Origin of the sequence: Fredinandcohnia quinoae (genome assembly GCF_022427965.1) — a bacterium.
Taxonomy (GTDB): Bacteria; Bacillota; Bacilli; order Bacillales; family Bacillaceae_L; genus Ferdinandcohnia; species Ferdinandcohnia quinoae.
In genome coordinates, this window is the sequence record NZ_JAKTTI010000040.1 from 15,090 (window position 1) to 36,521 (window position 21,432).

Below are 21,432 nucleotides of genomic sequence, written 5' to 3' on the forward strand. Positions count from 1 at the left end.
CCCTTCTTAAATAATAGATGCAGCCCAGCTAAAAAAGGTTGCAAAAAAACTACCTCACAATAAAAAAATACACAGGCTCAATATTGATAAAATTTTCTCTGCATTTCATTAACTCCACAAAATCTCGAAATATAATAATATTAATATATCCATTATTAAAAGTTGTTGTATAATTCTATCAATAACATCGTTTTTTATTGAAATTATAGCCTTTAAAGAAGGGATCATACAGAAAATGATTATTGAACATTCTGTTTCACTAGATTATTATAATGAGAAATATAGAGATAAATTAAACGATTATCATTTACATAAGCAACAACTGAATTACACTTCCAGTCCATTAGAAGCACTTCTTAAATGAGAAGAAGATCAAACAAGAAAACCGATTGTTATTTTACATAATGGGGAACTAGCTGGTTTTTTCGTGCTACATGGATGGGATGAGGTAAAAGAATATAGTGACAACAAAGATGCAATCTTAATTAGAGCTTATTCTATTAATTACACTTTTCAAGGAAAAGGAATTGCTATAAAATCACTGTCCATCTTAGATTCATTTGTGAAGAAACATTTTCCTACTAAAAATGAAATGATTTTAGCTGTGAATCAGTCAAATACGATAGCTCAGCATGTCTATTTACAAGTGGGATTTATAGACAAAGGTATAAGAGTGATGGGACGAAATGGTGAACTATTTATTTTTCATAAAGAACTAGTGTAGTAGTAATTTTTTAAGTATAGGAGTGATCATTTGTCCTCATCTTTTTACCATTTATTACTTAGTCAGTCAACCACAAAACTAGCTTATTCCTTATATACAATGACCATTATCACTTTTCTCTATCAAGAAACAGGATCCGCAACTCTTGCGTCAGCTGTCACGATTATAAGTATGGTTTCTCAGTTAATGAGTAGCTCAACAGTCCCACTAATGATGGAAAAGTTTCCATTACGAAGAATTCTTTTACTATCTCAAATAAGCCAACTCACTATGTATGTTTTAATTGTAGTGTCGTTATTAATGATCCCTAGTCCATTGAATTATTTTTTGCTCTTAATCTTTCTATCCTTGATTTCCTTTTTTAATGGATGGTCAAATCCTTCAAGGAGCGCACTTATCCCCGAAATTGTACTAAAAGAAAAATTAGTAAGTGCTAACAGTATATTATCAACTACTGATCAAACCTTACTCCTTTTTGGGTGGTCAATTGGTGGGATTTTAATCGCATATTTTGGGCATGGAAAAGTAATTTTGATAACAATTGCACTACTTATCCTATCAATTATTTCGCTATTTTTATTAAAAACAAATGCAACTACTATTAAAAAGAAAAGGAAAAGTAGAATAGAAACTCTAAAAGAAGGCTGGATCATTGTTTTTAAACACCCCACATTACGTACAATTACAAAAATGGATATCATCGAGCTTTTTGGTGGTGGTATTTGGATTGGTGCAGTGACCTTGGTTTACGTACAGGAGGCATTGGGTCAAGATGAAAAATGGTGGGGATATATAAACTCAACCTATTATGCAGGAAGCATTATTGGTGGAATTTTAGTTTGGAGATTCTCTAAAACAATTAATAAATCACTGATCGGATACATCGTAATTGGGTCAATTGGTGTATCCATCCTAACGATTATCTATTCTTTTGTAAGTACTCCTTTGGTCGCGCTAATTTTAGTTGTTTTAATGGGACCATTATATCAAGTAAGAGATATCGCACAAAGTACCTTTATCCAAAACACGATCGATAAAGAAACTTTAGGTAAGTATTTGGCATCTAAAGCCACGATTAATCAAGCTGTTTTTAGTTTATCAGTTTTTATAATTGGAATGCTGGTTGATTTAATTAGTGCGAGATTTGTCTACCTATTTTCCGGCTTTCTACTACTCTGCTCGGGGATATATGCATATCAGAAATTATTCAAAAAACAACAAATTGAGGTTAAGCACAATCAAAATTTGTAGAACGAATGAGGAGAGAAATGGCAAATGAATTACATAAGAGATATGAGAAAGCCGATTGGTCATGACATTCTTTTTACAGTTGGGTGCGGGGTAATCATTGAGGAATTATATTTGTTAACAATCAATGAAGCTACTTGAGCCTATCGTTAAAATTAATATTCCAATCCGTTTCACCGTGTCTAATTAAACATATGTTTGTCAATTTACTCAACTCCCTTTCTTAAATGTTTTTCGCTAAAAGAATATTTTCTCCTCCTTTCAACAATTAGTAGACTGATATTTCTGTAAAATATTCTTGATTTTAATATATGTTGCCTTTATAATTTATTAAAATTAATCATTTGAAATGCGATGAAGAGGAAAAGTAGGTTGAAGTTATTTTTTACAGAGAGCTTCGGTTGGTGAAAAGAAGCAAAAATGCTCAATTGAACAATGGCCCCTGAGTTTCGTACTGAACCTATTGTAATGATAGTAGTAGGCTGCGACGAGTGTTGGTACTCGTTATCAAAACCACAGTATCAAGGCAAATTTATGCTTTCGTACTTGTTGAGGCTATTGATGTGAGTTGATAGCGAATAAAGGTGGTAACACGTGGATATGAACCTCGTCCTTATTTTATATAAGGGTGGGGTTTTTTGTTGTTTATTTTGCTTGAAAGCCAAGTCCCGGACCCACTCGTGGTATATGGTTACCGATGAAGAGTCTTATTCTTACTCACGGGCACCATTTCAGCTCTATAGTTACCGATATCGATGCTTTTTCTTGCTCACGGGCACTATTCAGGCTCTATAGTTACCGATATCGATGCTTTTTCTTGCTCACGGGCACTATTCCGACTCTATAGTTACCGATGTTAATTCTTTTTCTTGCTCACGGGATCCATTCACCAACTATGGTTACCGCTATTACAATTTTTTCAAGCAAACAGGGATCCATTCGCTCGGCAACAGATATCTTTTGTTAAATCGAATTATATAAAAAATTTAGGAGGAATCTTACTATGAATATATTTATTGGTGGGGCATGGCCATATGCAAATGGCTCATTGCATCTAGGCCATATCGCAAGCTTGTTGCCCGGAGATATCCTGGCCCGTTATTACCGACAAAAAGGAGATGAAGTCCTTTATGTTTCTGGAAGTGATTGCAACGGTACTCCGATTGCAATTCGCGCAAAGCAGGAAGGCATCTCTCCAGGTGAGATTGCCAACCGATATCATGAGGAATTTGCGAGTTGCTTTCAAAAATTGGGGTTTTCATATGATTTATATACCCGGACAGACACTGAGCATCATCATAAAACAGTTCAAAAAATATTTTTAGAACTTCTCAAAAATGACTTAATCTATTTAAAGGAAATTGAGCAAACCTTTTGCCAAACCTGTAATCAATTTTTGCCTGATCGTTATGTTGAAGGGATTTGTCCGAATTGTAATCATCCTGCTCGTGGGGATCAATGTGATCATTGTTCAACCATTCTGGACCCATTAGAATTAGTGGATAAAAAATGTAAACTATGTGGTAATTCTCCTATAGTTAAAGGTACCGAGCATTTTTATTTCTCGCTTCAAAGTTTTCAAGAACAACTGGAAGCCTATGTTACCGATGCAAAAGAACATTCATTGTGGCGTACCAATGCCATCCAGTTAACTGAGAGATACATTAAGGAAGGATTAAAAGATCGCGCAGCAACAAGAGACTTACCTATTGGAATAAGCGTTCCTGTCGAAGGTTATGAGGATAAAAAGATATATGTTTGGATTGAAGCAGTATCTGGTTATTATTCAGCAAGCAAAAAATGGGCAACAGATTCATGCAAACCAGATATAAATTTCTGGAACAATGAAACCAAATCATATTATGTTCATGGAAAGGATAATATCCCCTTCCACACGATTATTTGGCCAGCAATCTTAATGGGGATTCTAGACCATGCATTGCCAACCCATATTGTTTCAAATGAGTATTTAACACTTGAGAAGAAAAAGATATCGACCAGTCGTAATTGGGCTGTTTGGGTGCCTGACATCATAGAAAATTATCATCCTGATTCAATTCGTTATTTTTTAACGATTAATGCACCAGAAAATCGTGATACCGATTTTTCATGGCGAGAATTTATATTCAGTCATAATAGTGAACTCCTTGGTGGGTATGGAAACTTGGTAAATCGAACACTGAAATTTATCGAGAAATACTATGATGGATGCATTCCCCAAAATCAACTAGACCCTGATCTTCAACTAAAAGTAGAAAGCATTTACAAAAAGGTTGGTCCCCTTATTGAAACAACACATTTTAAACAGGCAATCGAAGAGATATTTGAACTCGTCAGATACACGAACAAATATTTTGATTCAAAAAAACCATGGAACCAAATCGGTGAAGATAAAAACGGATGTGATCAAACGATATATTCATGCACAATCGTTATTGCAAACTTAGCTCAATTATTAGCACCATTCCTTCCATTTTCCAGCAAAAGAATAAGAGAACTTATTGATCTCAAAGAATTCTGCTGGAGTTTGATTGATTCATTAGCCTCAAAGGTCGAAAATGTTACACCTTTGTTTGAGCGAATTGACTTGAAACAAATTAATGAAGAATTATCGAAATTGACCAAAAGGGTTAAATAACAAAATTGTTGTGGACAGACACAAGCAAGCTTCTACCCACATAACATTAGATAAATGGGCAAATGCCTATTTGAAGGTAGTGACATATATAAAATATACACTACGATGCTACGTGGAGGTGAGCGTATGTCAGGAATTTTAGCAGCATTGGGCTATTTTGTGAAAGAATTATTATTTTTAGTATCATATGTAAAAAATAATGCTTTCCCACAACCGCTGTCCTCATCAGAGGAACGAAAATACTTACAATTATTAGCCGAGGGTGATGAAAATGCCCGCAATATGTTAATCGAACATAATCTTCGTCTTGTTGCACATATTGTTAAAAAATTTGAAAATACAGGTGAAGACACGGAGGATCTCATTTCAATTGGGACAATTGGCCTCATTAAAGCGATTGAAAGCTATTCACAAGGAAAAGGTACGAAGCTCGCTACGTATGCTGCGAGATGTATAGAAAATGAAATTCTTATGCATTTGCGAGCTTTAAAGAAGACAAAGAAGGATGTTTCCTTACACGATCCAATCGGCCAGGATAAGGAAGGAAATGAAATAAGCTTAATAGATGTGCTTAAATCAGAGGTAGAAGACGTCATCGAGACAATCCAATTGAATATGGAGCTTGAGAAAATTAAAGAGTATATTGATATATTAGATGAACGCGAAAAAGAAGTGATCGTTGGCAGATTTGGGCTTGATTTGCAAAAGGAAAAAACCCAGCGAGAAATTGCAAAAGAACTGGGGATCTCGAGGAGCTATGTTTCACGTATAGAAAAACGTGCATTGATGAAAATGTTTCATGAATTTTATCGTGCTGAAAAGGAAAAACGTAGATCGAAATGAACAAGAGGATGACCCGCTATATGGGGTCATCCTCTGACTATTTATGCTGCGTCAACACTAACTTCCGTACCAATAACGATTGCAATAACTGATGTTATTACAAGACTCATTACAACTGCAAACATAATGCTTGCACCTCCGTAAAAAGAGAATGTTTTCTTATTTTTAATTTATCACTTATCTACAATGTAAAACTTGTTCAGTTTTGAACATTGTGTTAAGAATAATTGACAAATTTGTGATAAGAATACTCTCTTATTGGTGCATGAGTATTACTTTTTTTCTTTCGTAAATAATACTGTAAAAATTAGTACATGAACCGTAATCATACGACATCCCTCCTATTTAACTACATTTAGGTGGAATCTTTCTCCACAGACAACCAAGCAATTAAAATAATTTTTACCATTTTGCTTACCACCTTTCTCTTATAATTGTAAATACTAAAATTAAAATGAGCGATACATTGAAAATTGTCGATCTTTCATTTCGTTCAATATTTTTTCAGTACGTACTTTTCTTTGAATTTCTTCAATCGAAATTTCACGCTTTGCAATTGAAATTGTTAAAAAGAATAAATTGATGGTCATAATTAGTTTCACCTCCTTAAAAATTCACATAAAAATGCCACAGGGATATACCTGTGGCAAAAGGGCACAAAAAAGCCACAGGAATACTATTCACCCTGTGGCATGATTATTGTATTAATTGATAAAACAAAGTTTTAAAAATTAATCACCATAGCGGTCGAATAGAATGTTGCATATGAAATTTTATTGTTTAATGAAATTGATAAATTTTTCATGTTCCTCGACCTCCTTGTAATTAATTTTTTCCTACTCAGGTAATTATAGCCAATAAATGAATAAATGTAAACAGTTTTTTAAAAATAATCGGATATTTTTAAATTTTGGATCAGGATAACCCCATATTCCTTGTACGTACTTGCGTTACCGACAGCGCACTTTTTCTCCCCCATCGGGCACGCAAGATCCCACATTGGCGATACCTATAAAAAAACCTTCTCTTAATCGATAGAGAAGGCTTATTGTTCGAGTTCGTTTATTTCTTTTTTATATTGTATAGCTAGTCTAAAAAAATCAAAGGATAACGCAAGAAAAATTAAAGTCGTAATCATCATTGTATCAATCTGGATCCATGATTTTTCCTCACCTGGTATTAACACTCCAATGTATAAGAATACGCTTAGCACAAGTAATACGTAACCATAGCAGGTGAAATCATTTACCTTTGCTCGAAGATCTTTCATTATTTTTTATCCCCCATCCAGCCTTAACTATCAATTTAGTAATCTTCTAAATCAATCATACCATAGGGAATAACAGAATTATTGATGTAAAATTCTCCAGTAAAATGCCTCTCATCTAGATGTGATGAGAGGCAAAATGGATTATAGGGAATTTTTGATTTCCTCAACTAATTTAACAACTAATTTAGAGGAATTAACTGCCGCTGTTTCTAAAAACTGATCAAATGAAATATTTGATTCTTTTCCAGCAATATCGGATAAGGCACGGATCACAACAAATGGTGTTTCGAATTGATGACATACCTGTGCAATTGCGGCTGCTTCCATCTCCACTGCATTCAAATCTTTGAACTTACCTCGAACAAATTCAACACGATCAGGATCATTCATGAATGAGTCACCTGTTACGATTAATCCTTTAACAATTTGCATATCAGATATTTCTTTTGCGCTTTTTTCAGCTAATTCAATAAGTCTTTCATTTGACGTAAAGGCTGCAGGCATACCCGGAACTTGCCCATACTCATAATCAAAGATGGTTACATCAACATCATGGTGACGTACCTCAGTTGAGATAACAATGTCACCAACATTAAGTGATTCTAAATATCCACCAGCTGATCCGGTATTGATTACATAATCCGGGTTGAATTGTTGTAAAAGAATAGCCGTTGACATGGCAGCATTTACTTTCCCAATTCCTGATTTCAAAAGGATTACTTCTTGTGTGTTTAAAGTTCCAGAATAAAATTCACAACCTGCAATTGTTATTTCTTCTTTGTTTTCAATCATTTCTCTTAAAATTGTTACTTCTTCATCCATTGCTCCGATAATTGCTACTTTCATACCAATAGTCACCCTTCGTTTCTATAGTTGTCATTCATCATTAGTAGTTATGCATTACTCATCAGTTTCTTCTTCGTCTTCATCTTTATTCGTTTCTTTACTTGTCTGTTTTTTCTTATCATTTTCTTTTAATTCTTCTACTTTCACTGGCTTCCAGCCTTCATTTGCGACCCAGTCAATGTATACACGATAGATTTGTTGATTATCCTTTGATGACATGGTGACTTCGACTGAATTATCACCATTTCTTCCTAGCCACCAAACGATCATATTTTCACTTCCAAGACCAGTTGCGTAACTTGCAGCCTTCTCCATTTCGATACGGTCATTAGAACCTTTGTCATACACAATTGTATGTGGCTCAGATTGTACTGTCCCAATCGGTGTCCAAGCTGGGTTAATAATTGTATTGACAATATTAGAATTTGGATCACCTTCTGTAACAGTAGCATCTTCATTTGATTCAGGCTTTTTCACTTCGTCTGTTTTATCGTCACTTTCCTTATCAGCTTCCGGATCATCTTCAGTTTCATCTGATTCAGTATCAGCATTTTTATTACTTTCAGTATCGGAATCTCCTTCACTATCCTTTTGTGTGTCATCATCATTTGGAACAGGTTGTTCGGTTTGATGATTTCCATCATTCGAGTTAGCTTTCTCAGATCCCTTTTTATCTCCGAAAATAAGCTTTCCACCAAAGAAAATGATTAGAACAATGACAAGCACAATTAATACATTTAGAATTCTATTTACCTTTCTTCGCTTTGATCTTCGTTCTGAGCGAGGACCTACATATAGCTTTTCTAGATCATATCCCATTCATATAGCCTCCTACTGAACCTAATTCTTTACTTTCGTCTGTCCTCCTATTCTAGCATTTCTTTCGGATATGATGAAGAACTTTCTTTATTTGAACTTTCTATTTTAAGTTTGTTCATGTTCATAAATGCCTTTTACAATATCATAAAACACTCGATTTGCAACCGTACTATCCGATTCCTGTTCCAGATCAACTACTACTAATGCATAACGGGGCTCATTGAACGGAAAATAGCCTGCGTACCATTTATTAACTAATGTACGTTCACCATTCTTTTTCCCTGTTTCAGCAGTCCCTGTTTTTGCAGCTACCTCAAATGGAAGTGATGAAAAAGATGATGCTGTTCCTGAAGTTACAACACCTCTCAATAATTCTTGGAGTTTACTTGCTGTATAGGATGCAATTTCGTCACCTTGTATATCCTGTTGGGGAAAAGAAAATAAAGTAGAGCCATTTTTATATAAAACTTTACTAACAACCCGAACTTGCTTTTTATCTCCACCTCTGGCGATCGTAGCCATCATATTTGCAATTCCCAATGGTGTCACTCTTACGTCCTTTTGACCAATGGCTGTTTGGGCAATTGCTTTTTTAACCTGTTTATCTCGTTCGTCAGACCAGACTTTGCCATTATACTCATTTGGAATTTGGCTAAAATCCTGAAAGCGAAATACATCCCCCCTCCAACCTACAGGGCCCATTACACCTAGCATACTTGCATATCTTTCAATACTTTCTTGATCTTTTTGAATTAATTCTTCTGCAATTGTTGCAAATGTATAGTTACAACTTTTTGCAAAGCTATTATAGAAATTTAGAGGCCCATGTTTAAATTCTGCGGGGCCCTCTCCATATAAATCTAAATCACAATTAAAACTTCGATCATTCGAGATCATATTATGCTCAATTGCTGCTGCAGCAATAACAGTTTTAAAAACAGAGCCAGGGAATTGCGGCATAATCATTTGATTTTCAGCAGATCCATCAGAAAATGGATTCGAATAGTTAATATTTGGTTTACTAACCATCGCTACTAAATCATTTGTCTTCACATCAAGTAAGACAACTCCCCCTTTTTTCATCTTATACTTATCAAGTATATCTTCTGCTATGCTTTGGATGTCCTTGTCGATCGTTGTTTTTACAGCGATTGGATAAAAAGGATTTGCTGGTGCTGTATATTTGACATCAATTCCAAAAAGTGGCCCTCCATTACCGGCAACATGGTACAATAGCTTAGCTTCTCCTTCAGGAAGTAAAAATTCGTCAAAAGTTGATTGTAACCCCGTAATTCCAAGCTTTGTATTATTAGGTAAATAGTTCTTTTCAGGATAACGCTTCTGAAATAATTCTTCATTCTCCCGTATTAATCCAATTAAATGCTCCGCTATTTTTTGATCAAGCTCATATTGTCTATGTACTGCAAATACTCCAGGAATTTTGAGTTGATTAATTTTATTCATCTGGGATTCTGTTAATTCTAGCGGAGTATCTCCCCCAAATATCACGGGTTGCTTCGCATCGTCCAGAGCTGAATGAATTTCATCAGTAGATGTATGAATGATAGTAGCAACCTCTTCAATTGGCCAATCAATATTCTTTAAGAACGGAAAGAGAACAAGAGTTGGATAATATTCATGTGTAATAGCTTGATTATTCCGGTCAATAAATCTTCCTCGCCCTTGGTCAATTACTAATTCCTGTGTACGCTGTGAGACACTGGCTTTTATTAAATTCACTTTATTTTTTGAGAACGATTCTGTACTCACTAATTGGAGTTGAACAAGTCGCCCCACTAATCCTGAAAGGATAACAAAAATAATAATCAGAATTGATATTGCTCTTTTTTTAATAATCATATAAAAAAACACCTCGTCATCATTGTTGACGAGGTGTTTCAGTATTTATACAAATATAAGCAAATTTTTTAAAAATTAACTAATTTTCACAATTTCAACAAACATTTCTCCACCTGGAGTTTGAACTGTTACCTTGTCACCAACTTGCTTCCCAATTAGACTTTTTGCAATTGGTGAGTCATTTGAAATTTTCCCTTCAAATGGGTCAGCTTCTGCACTTCCTACGATTGTATAAGATTCTTCTTCACCATCAGGAAGCTCTTTAAATGTTACAGATTTACCTAAAGAAACAGTGCCTGAGTCAGCATCTTCTTCGATAATTTTTGCATTACGAATCATATTTTCAATTGTCGTTATACGACCTTCTACAAATGCCTGTTCTTCCTTTGCAGAATCATACTCTGAGTTTTCCGAGAGGTCACCAAAACTTCTCGCAATTTTTATACGTTCTACCACTTCTTTACGTTTCACCGTTTTTAACTGCTCTAATTCTTGTTCTAACTTCTGTTTACCTGCTTCTGTCATAGGAAAAACTTTTTCTATTGCCATTATTCCTTCACTCCTTAGTATTACAATCCCCCTGTGATTGCTTAAATATTTATATGTATAACGCTTTCATGATGATGACCTTGAACAATCATATCATCAATGTGTAAGGAAAGGAATGAAGAGAATATCCTCCCTTCATTCCTTTATTACATTTTAAAAATTAATTTGTGATTACATGCTTTATATATGTTATTACAAAATTACATTTTGTTCAAGAATTGTTTGGATTTTTGTTACCATTAGGTCGATGGCAACATGATTTTGCCCACCTTCAGGAATAATTAAATCTGCATAACGTTTAGTCGGTTCAATAAATTGATTATGCATGGGTCGAACGACCGATTCATATTGTTCTATTACAGACTCTATTGTACGACCGCGATCCTTAATATCTCTCAACATTCTTCTAATAATTCGAATATCAGCATCGGTATCCACAAATAATTTAATATCCATTAAATTTCTTAGCTTTTCATCTTCAAGCACTAAAATTCCTTCAAGAATAATAACATCCTTCGGTTCAACAAAAATGATTTCATTTGACCTTGTATGAAATTTATAGTCATACACCGGCTTACTTATACCTTTATATTCTAAAAGCTCCTCGATATGCTGTATTAATAATTCATTATCAAATGCTAAAGGATGATCATAATTCGTATTTAGTCTTTCTTCATAAGGCATATGGCTTTGATCTTTATAATAGGAATCCTGTTCAAGCATCAGAATTGAATGGCCTTGAAAATGATCGTATATTGCTTTCGTTACACTTGTTTTACCTGAACCTGATCCCCCAGCAATGCCAATTACAATTGGCTTCTTTCCCATCTTAGTTCCCCTTTCGCATCATGTTGTTAACAAAAACCGGTTTGTCCACTTTAAAGGTCACAATTTGGAGCGGATGTCTTGCAACATCAATTTCATAACCTTTCTCATCCCAAATCGTTCCAACAACTTGCGAAAAATTCTCTATTTCAGGGCCAAAAAACTCTACTTCATCACCTTGTTTAAAATAATTTCGTTGTTGAAGTGTTACGATTTTTGTTTCTGTATCATAATCAAGGACGAGCCCGGCGAAATCATGAGTTGTTTTTTTACTATGGTTCCCGTACATTTGCTCATTAACACCAGGGACACCTTCAAAAAATGCAGGGGCAGTTTCCCGATTTGCACACTTATCAAGTTCATCAAGCCATTCCTGTTTGATCACAAAGTTATCTGGATCTGCACAATATGCATCAATTACTTTTCGGTATACACTTACGACAGTTGCGATATAATGAATCGATTTCATCCTGCCTTCGATTTTCAGACTATCAATTCCTAATTCAATCATTCTTGGGATGGATTCTATTAACTTAAGGTCTTTCGGACTCATTGCAAATGGTTCATTCTCATCAGAAAATAATGCGACCTCTTTACGATCTGTTCCATCAAGTTGATAAAGGTCATAGTCCCATCTACATGATTGACAGCACCCACCACGATTAGAGTCCCGAGCAGTCATGTGGTTACTGAGTGTACATCTTCCTGAATATGCAATACACATTGCACCATGTATGAAGGTTTCAATTTCAATATCCACTTTTTCTTTCATTTCCTTAATTTCCTCGGCACTCGTTTCACGTGCTAAAACGACACGCTCTAGACCCTCTTCCTTCCAGAACTGCACAGCCTTCCAGTTAGAAAGAGATTGTTGTGTGCTTAGATGGACCTCAAGCTTCGGTGCTACTCTACGACATGTTTCAATAATTAGCGGATCTGCGACAATAATTCCAGTCACACCGGCTTTTTCTAATCCTGCTAAATATTCATCTAAGCCATTAATATTTTCATTATGTGCATATATATTCGTTGTTACATAAATTTTTGCTCCATATTTATTCGCAAACTGAACTCCTTCGGTCATTTCATCTAAATTAAAATTATCTGCGTTAGATCGTAGACCATATTCTTGTCCACCAATAAAAACAGCATCTGCACCATAATGAACAGCAATTTTTAATTTTTCTAAATTTCCTGCGGGTGCAAGTAATTCTGGTTTTTTAATAATTACACGTTTACCATCAATTATTGTAGAAATTGGATCCTTTGAAACTACAGACATACTCTCTCCTCCTTTTCTACTAGGGAAAACTCCCGCGAGTCTGCCTTCTGGGTGCTGGTTATTGCTGCGTAATAAAGGCACCTTCAGGCAACATCGCATGAGTTTTCTAGTTAATAAACTGTTTCTTTAAAGAAGAATCCTGTATCGAGTGGACGGTTCACTGGCTGTAATTCTTCTAATTGTGCTAATAAATCATCTTTAATGTCTTCATATTCATCTCTATTTTCTACACATAAATCAATAGCTTTTCGATAGATTTTCGTAACTTCAACTAAATAATCCATCGACTTTAAAATGCCTTCTATTTTAAAGCTATCTACTTCTGCATCAATCATCTCTTCTAACTCATCAATGATGCATATATCATTGGGGCTCATAATATGAGTTCCATTTTCATCTTCAAAAATCGGGTATTTATTATTACGTTCCTTATCATATAAGAACATATTTTTTTCCACTTTCCGATTCTCTACTTCCAATACCTTGCCCTGGTATTCAAAATAATTCCCAATCAAAGAACGCTTTGATTGAAACATATTTGTCATCCCATGAACTTGGACCTCAATTTCGACTTCGGCATTTTCCTTCATTTCGACAATTGCATCCATATTTAACTCACGTGCAAGGACAGCACGTTTGGCACCTTTTCGTCCCCAATAATTACATGTATACCAATTAGTAGCTGTAGCCTCTGTGTTCCAATGTAATTTCATCTCTGGAGCTACTTCTCTAGCTGTTAATAATACAGCAGGGTCTCCAAAAATAATTGCATCAACCTTATTTTCTTTTAAATAGAGAATATAATCGGCTAGTTCCTCAATTTTTTCATTATGGAAAATAGCATTCATAGCAACATAGATTTTCGCATCATCCCGATGAGCAATTTTAACAGCCCTTTTAATATCATCACGATTAAATTCCCCAGCTAGTCGTAGACCATATCGTTGTTCTCCAATTACAAATGCATTTGCACCAGCTTGAATCAAATGCTCAATATCGTTTACATGAGTAGGGGTTACGAGAAGTTCTGGTTTTTTCATTCTATTCACCTCTTTTTTTGCTTATTGCAATTCCATCACCAACTGGAATAATTGTTGTCACATAGTTTGGATGGGCCATAAGCCATTCATTATATGACTTTATTTTCGTAACTAAGCTGCGAATTCGCTTATTCTCAATATGATCTTCTGCAACAAGTCCCTTAAACAAAACATTATCTGTTAGAATCATCCCACTTTGAGACAAATATTTTTCGTAAGTTTCAAAGAAACGTCTGTATTGTCCTTTGGCTGCATCAATAAATAATACATCAAATTCACCTTTTTCTTTTACAGTTTCCTCTACTTCTAACGCATCTCCATATATAACTTCTATTTGTGAGCTTGTTCCAGTTTCTGATATATACTGTAAAGCTTTTTTATAGCGTTCTTCGTCTCTTTCAATCGTAACTATCTTCGTATAGGGAAGTGCCTTTGCCATTCTGATAGCAGAATATCCAATAGCAGTGCCTATTTCAAGAATTCTTTTAGGACTACTAATACGTAAAATTTGAAGCATACACTCAATTCCAATAAGCTCCATGATTGGAACATTATTCTCCTGTGCATACAGTTCCATTTCCTCAATCGTACAATCTCTTTTCTGAATTAGGGACTCTATGTATGCAGTAATAGAATGATCTACATTCATGAAAAAAACCTCCATTCAAATATGGTGGTAATAGAAAGAAATAAAGAAATTGACACCAAATGTCAATTTCCGTTAGTAAATGTCGGTTTCCAACTCGATATATTTTACCACAAAGTAAAAGGGAACGCTAATATAATATTAGGTTCCCTTTCATATCCATGTATTTAATCTTCGTTTGTTATATATTTCGCCTTATTAACATTGTGCTCTTCCAAAGTTTTCGAATAAAAGACTTGGCCATTGGAAGCTGCAAGGAAGTATAAATAATCTGTTTCTGCTGGATGTAGTGCAGCTGATATTGACATTTCACCAGCATTCGCAATTGGCCCTGGAGGTAAGCCTTGTATTTTATATGTGTTATAAGGTGAGTTTACCTCTAAATGTTCATAAAGAACTCTATCTTTATGTTCTCCTAGTGCATAAAGAACTGTAGGATCTGTTTGCAAAGGCATACCCTTCTCAATTCTATTGTAAAAAACACTAGAGATATTTTCTCGATCCGTTTTTGCTGTTGCTTCTTCTTCGATGAGTGATGCCATTGTTAAAAGTTTATGTGGTGAATTAACGAGTTCATTTCCACCTATCTCTGCCTGATATTTCTCTATTATCTTCTCAGTTTGACTAAGCATTACCTCTATAACTTCCTCTATTGTCGGATCTTTTTTATAGAATGGATATGTTGCTGGGAATAGATACCCTTCTAAAGGATGCTTAATATCTTCATGTAAAATATCCTCTGTTAAAACATTTGGATATAATGTCATTAATTCTTCAATATAGCTTTTATCATCTAATTTGACTACTATATCTTTACTCTTAAGTCCTGTTTTCTCTGCAATTATTGTAGCAATTTGATCAAGTTGCTTACCTTCTGGAATTGTTATTTTAAATACAACTTCCTTGGCAATAACTCCTGATTTAAGGCTTTCAATAATCTGGTCGAAGGTCATGGCTTGATTCAGTTTATATTCACCCGCTTGAAAACCTGACTCATTTTTAAATTTGGTATAATACCGAAATACTTTTGCATTTTTTACAATTTTATTCTTCTCTAAAATTTTCGCTATTGTTGTTGGTGAAGAACCAATCGGAATCGTTACGTTCACTTCTTTTTTATTTGTAGGGTCAACTGGTTCAAGTGCTGATTTAATATATAGGTAACCACCGCCAATGAGGCCTGAAATTAATAATAAAGTTATAATAAAAGCAATTAGCACTATTTTCCTTACAACCCTAGCCTCATCTCTGCGTTCTACGAGTTTTTTCTTATATGTAGTTCCATTAGATTCATTTTCTGACATGTAGGTAAAGTCCCCCTTTCTATCTAAAAATTTATCTTACAGTTTTTTATTATTTTCGTCAATTTAAGGTAGTATTGTCAACAGTAATTATACCTTTTTATTCCTTACGCAACAAAAAAAAACAGCCAAATGGCTGTTTTTAATTATTCTTCTTCCTCTTCATCAAGGAATGTATTAAGCATCTCTTCAATGAGATCCCATTCTTCTTCTGTTTCGATAGGCTGAAGTTCACCTTCATCACTATCTTCAGTAGCACTGAAACTAGATGCATGAATTTCGATGTCTTCATCATCATTATCATCTGCACCTAGTGGATAGTATAATACATATGATTTACCGAATTCTTCAGATTCAAATGTAAATAATACCTCGCAAAGCTGTTCATTTCCTTGTTCATCAATAACTGTAATTTGTTTTTCACCATGTTCCATTATCTTCACCTCATATTAATTTTTACTATCTAAGTAACCTTGAAGGATCATTACCGCTGCCATTTTATCAATAACTGCTTTTCGTTTTTTTCGACTAACATCTGCTGATAACAGAACACGTTCTGCAGCAACAGTAGAGAGACGCTCGTCCCATAAAACAATAGGTAATCCAAATCTCTCTACCACCAAATTAGCAAAACTTTGACTAGCTTCACCCCTTGGACCAATTGTTCCATTCATATTTTTGGGAAGGCCCACTACTACAGAGTCTACTTGATATTGCTGAATGATCTCTTCAAGTCGATCTAATCCAAATTGTTGTCTATCTTCATTAATTTTTATCGTTTCAATTCCTTGTGCAGTCCAGCCCATTTCATCACTTACAGCTACTCCTACCGTTTTTGATCCGACATCTAATCCAAGAACCCTCATTAAGTCTACTCCTCGCGATGAATCTTTAAATACGATTTTACTAGTTCCTCGATTAATTCATCACGCTCAAGTTTACGTATGATATTTCTCGCATCACGATGGCGTGGGATATATGCAGGGTCACCCGATAATAAATAGCCAACAATTTGATTAATCGGATTATACCCTTTTTCTTGAAGAGCATCGTAGACTGTAAATAAGACCTCATTCACATTCGTTTCAATAGGTTCTTCCGGAAAATTGAATTTCATTGTTTTATCAAATGAGCTCAAAATTTTTGCACCTCACTCTTTAGATTCTTTTCTATTGAATCTATCAGTCCTTACTTAACATTGTACACTAATACTTACTATTATAAAACGGATTTTACCCATTCTTCAACAAACTGCAAAGCATCTTCTAATTGATCAGGGTTTTTACCTCCAGCTTGAGCCATATCCGGACGTCCACCGCCACCGCCACCACAGCGTGTAGCAATTTCTTTAATAAGCTTACCTGCATGGAAACCTTTTTCAATTAAATCCTTCGTAACCCCAGCCGTCAAATTAACCTTATCTTCATTTACTGATCCTAATACAATTATAGCAGAACCGAGTTGTTGCTTTAATTCATCAACCATTGTGCGTAAATTATTCATATCTGCAGCGTTCACTTTACTATACAGTACTTTTGTACCATTAATCAATTTTACTTGACTAACAAGATTTCCAGCTTCAATATTTCCTAACTTTGCAGCTAACGATTCATTTTCCCGTTGTAGTGTGCGCATTTCCAGTAATAGAGATTCAATACGAGCAGGTGTTTCTGCTGGCTTTGTCTTTAATAATGCTGAAATCTCATGTAATAGATTTACTTGATCATTCACAATATGATATGCTGCCTCACCTGTTACAGCCTCAATTCTTCGTGTTCCAGCACCGATACCTGACTCGGAAACTATTTTGAATAAGCCGATTGTCGATGTATTAGGAACATGGCAACCACCACATAGCTCAAGGCTATAATCCCCTACTTGAACCACACGAACGATATCACCATATTTTTCACCGAAAAGTGCCATTGCACCCATTGCCTTTGCTTCACTAAGAGACTTTTGTTCAATTGCAACAGGAATGCTCTGCCAAATTTTTTCGTTAACAATTGATTCGATTTTCTCCAACTCTTCTTGATTGATTTGTCCAAAATGCGAGAAATCAAAACGAAGTCGGCTAGACGTTACTTGTGATCCTGCTTGATTGACATGTTCACCTAATACATCCTTTAGAGCTTGATGTAATAAATGTGTGGCCGTATGGTTCTTAATAATTTTACTTCGATTCTTTTGATTAATAACGACTTTAAATTCGTCACCCTTTGATAAACTACCTTTTTCGACAACTACCTTATGCAGATGTTGACCATTTGGAGCTTTTTGAACATCATTGACTCGAATTCTAGTAGTATTATTCTCAATAATTCCTTCGTCAGCTACTTGTCCACCACTTTCAGCGTAAAATGGAGTCTTATCTAAAATAACCTGCAATTCGTCACCTTCGATTGCATTCTCGACTACTTCTCCATTTTTAATAATAGCTTGGACGCTTGAATTTGTTGTATACGTATCATATCCAACGAACAAGCTCTCAACCTTGATGTCACCTAGCACCCCACTCTGAACCTGCATCGAATCAACATCTTGTCGAGCAGAACGAGCTCTTTCTCTCTGACCTTGCATTTCACGATCAAAGCCTTCATGGTCAATTTTCATATTTTCTTCTTCTGCATATTCTTCAGTTAACTCAATTGGAAAACCATATGTGTCATATAATCTGAATACATCTGCACCTGAAATAGTGTCACTGCCTATTTCCTTTTCCTTTTTAATTACATTTGCTAAAATAGCTAACCCATCATTTAATGTTTCATGGAAGCGTTCCTCTTCATTTTTGATTACCTTTTGAATAAATTCGGTTTTATTTTTTACTTCTGGGTAAAAATCGACCATAATTTCACCCACGACCGGAACGAGCTCATACATGAATGGGCGATTAATAGAAATTTGTTTTGCATATCGTACTGCTCGACGGAGTAATCGTCTTAAAACATAGCCTCTACCCTCATTAGATGGTAATGCTCCATCACCAACTGCAAATGTAACTGTTCGGATGTGGTCAGCAATCACTTTGAATGCGGTATCTGATTCTTTATTCTTTCCGTATTTTTCACCTGAAATTTTCTCAGTTGCATTTATAATCGGCATAAATAGGTCTGTTTCAAAATTTGTTGGAACATCTTGAATAACTGAACACATTCTTTCTAAGCCCATACCTGTATCAATATTCTTTTTTGGAAGTGGTGTATATGTACCATCTGGATTGTGATTAAACTGAGAAAAAACTAAATTCCAAATTTCCAAATAACGTTCATTTTCTCCACCAGGGTAAAGTTCAGGATCATCTTGATCATTTCCATACTCTTCTCCACGATCAAAGAAAATCTCAGTGTTCGGTCCACTTGGTCCTTCTCCGATATCCCAAAAGTTCCCTTCCAATCGAATAATGCGTTCTTCTGGTATTCCAATTTTTTTATTCCATAATTCAAAAGCTTCTTCATCTTCAGGATGGATTGTTACAGATAATTTTTCTGCATCAAAACCAATCCAATCCTTACTAGTTAGAAATTCCCAAGCCCAAGCAATAGCTTCTTCTTTAAAATAATCTCCGATTGAAAAGTTACCTAACATCTCAAAAAAAGTATGATGACGGGCAGTTTTCCCAACATTTTCGATATCATTTGTACGAATAGACTTTTGAGCATTACAAATTCTTGGATTTTCAGGAATAACTCGTCCATCAAAGTACTTTTTTAATGTAGCCACACCACTATTTATCCATAGTAGCGATGGATCTTCATGTGGAACTAATGATGCACTTGGTTCAACCGAGTGACCCTTTCCCTGAAAAAAATCAAGAAACATTTGACGAACTTGTGCTGAAGTTAATGCTTTCATTATTAATTCCTCCTTATATATATGTTATAAAAAAATGCATAAAAAAATACTCCTATCCCAATTACAGGGACGAGAGTATAGCTCGCGGTACCACCCTGATTATGAACATAAAATAAATATCGTTCATCACCTTCGTATATCGATAACGGCTTGCACCGGTAGGTTTTACCTACACTCTGGAGTAGCGTTTATGTTACGTCATCTAGAATTTCTTTCAGCCTAGGAAATTCATCTCTGAAAAGGATGTTCAAAAGTCCGGGAAAAATAGCTGTCGAATCTCTTCGTTGGCTTGCTCCTCCGTTGCTCATGTATTAAAGCATACATTCCGCTACTCGAAGGCTTCGCCGCCTCGACCTTCTCGGCTCTTTTTGTCCTCCTTTTGAACACACACTTGTATGATAAGTTATGTAACCTAAATTCTCCATCATAGTATTAAATATGTACATTTTCTTGTCAATTATAAAGAAGCAGAAAATGTTTGTCAATTGTGCATGAAGTGAAGTTTTGCATGGACAATAAATACCTTTAAAATAGCTACAACAGGTACGGCAACGATAAGCCCTATAATCCCTCCTATCTCTCCACCTAGTAGTAATGCTGCCATTATTACGATAGGGTGCATTCGTAGACTTTTACCGACAATTAATGGTGAGAGTAGATTTCCTTCTATGAATTGAAGAACAAAAATAATAAGCACAACAATTACAAGTAATTTTATCGAAAGTGTTGCAGCAATAATTGCAGCTGGGATTGCACCTATAATCGGTCCAAAATAAGGAATAATATTTGTCATCCCAACAATAATTCCTAATAAAAGTGGATACTTCATCCCAAACACCCAAAATGCAAGTGATGTGACTCCCCCAACAAGAAGGCATACAACTAATTGCCCCCTAATATAATTTCCAAGTGATTCATCCACATCTCGAAGAAATAATTGACCCGATTTACGTATTTTCCGAGGTGTAATATACCAAATTACCTTAATCATTTGATTGTAATCCTTCAACATATAAAAGACAATAAATGGAATAATTGCTAGCAATAAAATAGAATTAATTATTCCCGTAAGATTTACTACTGATTTTAAAATAGAATCCAAATAGGCTTCAATCGATAAGAAAAAATCTTCGATTCGTTCATGTATACCTACTGGTAAATTGGCTGTTCTTGTTTCTACTTCATGAAGCCACCCTCGATATGTATTAACAAATTGCGGGAAACTATCCGCTAAATCTTTCAATTGGTGAATAACAATAGGTATTCCCCTATAAATTCCAAAACCAATTCCTCCAAAAAAAATAAGATAAATTAGTAAAATAGCAATTGTTCGTGGAACTCCACGATTATTAATTCTTTCCACTATTGGAAGTAACAAATACGTAATAAAGATTGAGATAATAAAGGGCAGCAAAAAGGTCTTTAAAATTTTAACAACTGGAAGCCAGATAGGAGCTAATTTCATAAATACTAATATCGACAAAAAAGCTAGTAACATGATTAAAAAGCGATATATCCATTTTACTTTTATATCTTTCATATAACTTCATTCCCCCTTACATTATTGTTAGAGGAATTACTTGTTTTATTCTTATGAAATAAAAAAATAAACCCCACATAATGTGGGGTTACAGACTGTAGACAAACTCGAAGATTTTCGAGTTTGCCTACAGTTTTTTTTCATTT

19 protein-coding genes, 1 pseudogene and 1 other annotated feature are annotated in these 21,432 nt (G+C 35.0%); of the genes and pseudogenes, 4 read left to right on the forward strand and 16 right to left on the reverse strand.

The annotated features are described in order from the left end of the window. Positions 1-385: 385 nt before the first annotated feature. The 4 genes and pseudogenes from MJG50_RS18790 to sigK form a co-directional block, all read left to right on the forward strand. A pseudogene (locus tag MJG50_RS18790) lies at positions 386-724 on the forward strand (GNAT family N-acetyltransferase); the annotation flags it as partial. A 30-nt stretch (positions 725-754) separates the two neighbouring features. Beyond that, complete coding sequence (locus MJG50_RS18795) at positions 755-1,975, forward strand: MFS transporter (protein WP_240257309.1); 1,221 nt, start codon at positions 755-757, stop codon at positions 1,973-1,975. A 342-nt stretch (positions 1,976-2,317) separates the two neighbouring features. Next, positions 2,318-2,590: a binding site (T-box leader), on the forward strand. A 385-nt stretch (positions 2,591-2,975) separates the two neighbouring features. Next, entirely contained in the window at positions 2,976-4,610 is a 1,635-nt protein-coding gene (gene metG, locus MJG50_RS18800) for a methionine--tRNA ligase (RefSeq protein ID WP_240257310.1), read from the forward strand. A gap of 126 nt (positions 4,611-4,736) precedes the next feature. Next, the gene (gene sigK / locus MJG50_RS18805; protein ID WP_240257311.1) at positions 4,737-5,453 is read left to right on the forward strand and encodes an RNA polymerase sporulation sigma factor SigK; all 717 of its coding nucleotides are present in this window, start codon (positions 4,737-4,739) and stop codon (positions 5,451-5,453) included. A gap of 449 nt (positions 5,454-5,902) precedes the next feature. On the opposite strand, the gene MJG50_RS18810 is transcribed toward sigK, so the two are convergent. From MJG50_RS18810 to MJG50_RS18885, 16 genes are all read right to left on the reverse strand, one after another. Next, positions 5,903-6,043, reverse strand: coding sequence for a YrzI family small protein (locus MJG50_RS18810; protein WP_240257312.1), 141 nt, complete (start codon positions 6,041-6,043; stop codon positions 5,903-5,905). A 455-nt stretch (positions 6,044-6,498) separates the two neighbouring features. Beyond that, the gene (locus tag MJG50_RS18815; RefSeq protein WP_240257313.1) at positions 6,499-6,723 is read right to left on the reverse strand and encodes a YrhC family protein; all 225 of its coding nucleotides are present in this window, start codon (positions 6,721-6,723) and stop codon (positions 6,499-6,501) included. 141 nt (positions 6,724-6,864) lie between these two features. Continuing rightward, complete coding sequence (gene mtnN, locus MJG50_RS18820) at positions 6,865-7,569, reverse strand: 5'-methylthioadenosine/S-adenosylhomocysteine nucleosidase (RefSeq protein WP_240257314.1); 705 nt, start codon at positions 7,567-7,569, stop codon at positions 6,865-6,867. Positions 7,570-7,623: 54 nt separating this feature from the next. Then, positions 7,624-8,388 (reverse strand): YrrS family protein, encoded by a 765-nt coding sequence (locus MJG50_RS18825; protein WP_240257315.1) that lies wholly within the window; start codon positions 8,386-8,388, stop codon positions 7,624-7,626. A 105-nt stretch (positions 8,389-8,493) separates the two neighbouring features. Then, positions 8,494-10,248 (reverse strand): peptidoglycan D,D-transpeptidase FtsI family protein, encoded by a 1,755-nt coding sequence (locus MJG50_RS18830; RefSeq protein ID WP_240257316.1) that lies wholly within the window; start codon positions 10,246-10,248, stop codon positions 8,494-8,496. A 75-nt stretch (positions 10,249-10,323) separates the two neighbouring features. After that, positions 10,324-10,797, reverse strand: coding sequence for a transcription elongation factor GreA (gene greA, locus MJG50_RS18835; protein ID WP_240257317.1), 474 nt, complete (start codon positions 10,795-10,797; stop codon positions 10,324-10,326). 192 nt (positions 10,798-10,989) lie between these two features. After that, the gene (udk, locus tag MJG50_RS18840) at positions 10,990-11,625 is read right to left on the reverse strand and encodes a uridine kinase (RefSeq protein ID WP_240257318.1); all 636 of its coding nucleotides are present in this window, start codon (positions 11,623-11,625) and stop codon (positions 10,990-10,992) included. A gap of 1 nt (position 11,626) precedes the next feature. Next, complete coding sequence (locus tag MJG50_RS18845) at positions 11,627-12,904, reverse strand: peptidase U32 family protein (RefSeq protein ID WP_240257319.1); 1,278 nt, start codon at positions 12,902-12,904, stop codon at positions 11,627-11,629. 110 nt (positions 12,905-13,014) lie between these two features. Continuing rightward, on the reverse strand, positions 13,015-13,944 hold the full coding sequence (locus MJG50_RS18850; RefSeq protein WP_240257320.1) for a peptidase U32 family protein: 930 nt from the start codon (positions 13,942-13,944) through the stop codon (positions 13,015-13,017). A 1-nt stretch (position 13,945) separates the two neighbouring features. Then, positions 13,946-14,593, reverse strand: a complete 648-nt coding sequence (locus MJG50_RS18855; RefSeq protein WP_240257321.1) for an O-methyltransferase — start codon at positions 14,591-14,593, stop codon at positions 13,946-13,948. A 164-nt stretch (positions 14,594-14,757) separates the two neighbouring features. Continuing rightward, on the reverse strand, positions 14,758-15,894 hold the full coding sequence (mltG, locus tag MJG50_RS18860) for an endolytic transglycosylase MltG (protein WP_240257322.1): 1,137 nt from the start codon (positions 15,892-15,894) through the stop codon (positions 14,758-14,760). Between the two features lie 143 nt (positions 15,895-16,037). Continuing rightward, a complete protein-coding gene (locus MJG50_RS18865) occupies positions 16,038-16,325 on the reverse strand; it encodes a DUF1292 domain-containing protein (protein WP_240257323.1) in 288 nt (95 codons plus the stop codon). A 15-nt stretch (positions 16,326-16,340) separates the two neighbouring features. Next, the gene (ruvX, locus tag MJG50_RS18870) at positions 16,341-16,757 is read right to left on the reverse strand and encodes a Holliday junction resolvase RuvX (RefSeq protein ID WP_240257324.1); all 417 of its coding nucleotides are present in this window, start codon (positions 16,755-16,757) and stop codon (positions 16,341-16,343) included. 5 nt (positions 16,758-16,762) lie between these two features. Then, entirely contained in the window at positions 16,763-17,029 is a 267-nt protein-coding gene (locus MJG50_RS18875; RefSeq protein WP_240257325.1) for an IreB family regulatory phosphoprotein, read from the reverse strand. A gap of 80 nt (positions 17,030-17,109) precedes the next feature. Continuing rightward, the gene (gene alaS, locus MJG50_RS18880) at positions 17,110-19,746 is read right to left on the reverse strand and encodes an alanine--tRNA ligase (protein WP_240257326.1); all 2,637 of its coding nucleotides are present in this window, start codon (positions 19,744-19,746) and stop codon (positions 17,110-17,112) included. Between the two features lie 481 nt (positions 19,747-20,227). Next, positions 20,228-21,286 (reverse strand): AI-2E family transporter, encoded by a 1,059-nt coding sequence (locus tag MJG50_RS18885; RefSeq protein WP_240257327.1) that lies wholly within the window; start codon positions 21,284-21,286, stop codon positions 20,228-20,230. Between the last annotated feature and the right edge of the window lie 146 nt (positions 21,287-21,432).